1 protein-coding gene and 2 pseudogenes are annotated in these 3,022 nt (G+C 74.0%); 2 read left to right on the forward strand and 1 reads right to left on the reverse strand.

Annotation, left to right across the window (positions count from 1 at the left end; translation table 11 throughout):
- Positions 1-608 (reverse strand): annotated as a pseudogene (locus tag ACSNOC_RS27360) (hypothetical protein); the annotation flags it as partial.
- A 150-nt stretch (positions 609-758) separates the two neighbouring features.
- Between ACSNOC_RS27360 and ACSNOC_RS27365 the strand changes: the two are divergent.
- Both ACSNOC_RS27365 and ACSNOC_RS27370 read left to right on the forward strand, forming a co-directional pair.
- Positions 759-2,135: an FxsB family cyclophane-forming radical SAM/SPASM peptide maturase gene (locus ACSNOC_RS27365; RefSeq protein ID WP_436750265.1), complete on the forward strand. Its 1,377-nt coding sequence runs from the start codon at positions 759-761 to the stop codon at positions 2,133-2,135.
- Positions 2,136-2,299: 164 nt separating this feature from the next.
- Positions 2,300-3,022 (forward strand): annotated as a pseudogene (locus ACSNOC_RS27370) (hypothetical protein); the annotation flags it as partial.

Genomic DNA, 3,022 nt, shown 5'->3' on the forward strand with positions numbered 1-3,022 from the left:
GGCTCCCGCCCCCGTTCCCCCTCCCGCAACGGTTCTGGTTCCGGCGACGGCTCCGGTTCGCGCCGGGGAACGACCGGGAAGCTGGGCGTCAGCGTTTCGTGGTCGCCGGGGAGCAGCGCGGGCAGCGCCTGCCCGTGGCCCTCCCACACGTCCCGCGCCAGATCCCGCAGCACCTCGCGGTAGCCGAGCGGATCGGTCCCCCGGTCGTGCCGCATCATCTCCAGCAGCCCGCCCTCGGCGTACCGGGAGAACGGCCCCGCCGCGCCCGCGGCGGCCCGCGGCAGTCCGGGCGGCGGATCGGCCGGCACCCACAGGACCTGTAACCGGGTCTTCCGCGCCCCGCGCGCCGCCCCCGGCCGGCGGCCGAGGCGGCGTTCGAAGGCGGCCCAGTCGAGCCCGCAGTCGGCGTCCCGGTAGTACGCGGGGGAGCACAGCGCCACCAGGACGGCGGCGTCGGCCGCCGCGACCGTCCCGCCGGAGCGCCGCAGGACGCCGGTCACCGGGCGGCCCGCCACGGCAGCCACCGCCCCGCACAGATCCCGGTGGAACCGCTCCACGTACAGACCGGCGTCCGCCGCCGCCGAACTCGTCAGGAATGCCGCTCCCATCGGCCTCGCGCCCCCCTTCGCCCGCCGTCCGCCGGCGTCCGCGCCGACCGCGTCCCCGCTGAATTCGTGCTCGTCTTTGGCTGATTGGCGGCTCCAATCATGTATGGCGACATGCTTATCTTATGGAAAGGGGGAATCTGGAGGTGGCGAGTGGACGATTCCGCTGCCCTCGCGTTACCGCCGTCGACGGTCGCCCGCTGGCAGGCGCGGACCTTGCGCGTCCGCCGGCAGACGCCCACCTTCGACTCCGCGACGGCCCCGCCCCGGCCCTGGCCGGACGGCGGACAGGAACAGAGACAGCACCAGCAACAGGGACCGGAACAGGAACAGAGACCGGAACAGAGACCGGGACCGGGACCCGAGCCGCCGGCGGTCCGCCCGTTCGACCAGTTCGTCATCAAACTGCACAGCCGCTGCAACCTCGCCTGCGACTACTGCTACGTCTACGAACTGCGCGACACCGGCTGGCGCGACCGCCCCCGCGTGATGTCCGCCGCGACGCTGGACAGCCTCGTGACCCGCGTCGCGGAGCACGCCCGCCGCCACCGCCTGCCCACGGTCCGCATGATCCTGCACGGCGGCGAGCCCCTGCTCGCCGGGGCCGGGGTCATCTCCCGCCTCGCCGGGACCACCCGCGACCGGCTGCACGGCACGGGCGCCACCGCCCAGTTCGTCGTCCAGTCCAACGGGCTGCTCCTCGACCGGCCGCTGCTCGACGCACTGGCCCGCCACGACATCGGCGTCGGCATCAGCCTGGACGGCGACCGGGCCGCCCAGGACCGGCACCGCCGCCGCGCCGACGGGCGCGGCAGCCACGCCGACGTTCTCCGCGCGCTCGACCTGCTGCACCGGCCCGAGTACCGGCGGCTGTTCGAGGGCCTGCTCTGCACGGTCGACCTGGCCAACGACCCGGACGCGACCTACCGCGCCCTCGCCGCCCACCGGCCCCCGATGGCCGACCTCCTACTCCCGCACGGCACGTGGGACCACCCGCCGCCCGGACACGTCCCCGGCGAGGCGCGGTACGGCGCGTGGCTGGCCGCCGCCTTCGACCGCTGGTGGGCCGACGGGTGCCCGTTCCGGCTGCGGCTGTTCGACGCGATCACCGACCTGCTGCTCGCGGGCAGCAGCGGCAGCGAGGTGGTCGGGCTGCTGCCCGCCGACGCCGTGGTGATCGAGACGGACGGCTCCCTCGCCTGGGCCGACTCGCTCAAGGCCGTCGCCGACGGCGCCGCCGCGACCGGTCTCAACGTCCGGGATCACAGCTTCGACGCCGTCCTCGCGCTGCCCGAACGGCCCGCCTCCGGACTGGAGTCGCTCTGCCGGACCTGCCGTTCGTGCCCGGTGGGCAGGATCTGCGGCGGCGGACTCCGCGCCCACCGGTACGGGCGGGGGCGCGGATTCGACAACCCGTCCGTCTACTGCCTCGATCTGGCCCTTCTCATCGGCCACATCAGGCAACGGCTGGCAGCCGCGGTCACCGGAGCCCTTTCCGGTCCACCCGACACGGCCAAAATTTTGCGATGAACTCACCGCCGATGACTGGTTTTTGCGGTATGAATGCAGCACTGGCCCTAGACTCGAAGAGCAAGCGTCATCAATCCATGCGGGGCGGTTCCCCGGTGCGGAGCCGTCAAGAGACGGGCGCGGAGGGCGGGCGCCTGGGGGATGCTGTGAAGCCGTTCTTCTTCGTGAGTTACGCGAGCTCGACCGGTGATCGAGGTCAAGTACAGCGGTTCCACAGTGATATCCAGCACGAGGTCAACAGCCGCCTGGGCGGCGTCCCCCGCTTCGAAGGCCGCCTCCAGCCCGCCGGCCCACCGGCGGCCGGGCCGCACGCCGCCGTCCTCGACTGCCGCACCCTGGTGGCGCTCTACTCCGAGGACTACGTCAACAGCCCTGACTGCGCCCGGGACTGGGCCGTCTTCCGGGAGCGGATGGACCGCAGGACCCGGCGGACGGGCCAGCGGCCCCCGACGATGATCGGCGTGCTCTGGCGCACCCCGCGCCTCGTCCTGCCCCGCGCGATCGCCGACGCGGAGCCGCTGATCGGCGACGGCGACGGCGTGGCCGGACTGCTGCGCGAGCAGGCCACCGGCTGGGACCGCTACCGCGACGTCGTCCGGCTCGTGGCCGACCGCGTCATCGCCGGGGCCGAGATCTCCTTACCGCCCATGACCGCCGAGGACGCCCGCGACGTCCGGCCCCGGTTCGGCCCCGGCACCGCACGACCCACCGCCGCCCCCACCACCGACGCGGCCCCGGCCGCCCCGCCGGATTCCGGCCGCGAGCGGACGACTGTGCTCCTCCTGGCCGGCACCCGCGAGCGGATGGCCCCGCTGCGCGCGACGCGGGCGCCGCCGTTGATGGACTGGCTGTTGAGGGCCAGGCCGATGACGACGGTGTCGGGCAGC

The sequence above is a fragment of the Streptomyces sp. URMC 129 genome (genome assembly GCF_051386415.1).
In the GTDB taxonomy this organism is placed as follows: Bacteria; Actinomycetota; Actinomycetes; order Streptomycetales; family Streptomycetaceae; genus Streptomyces.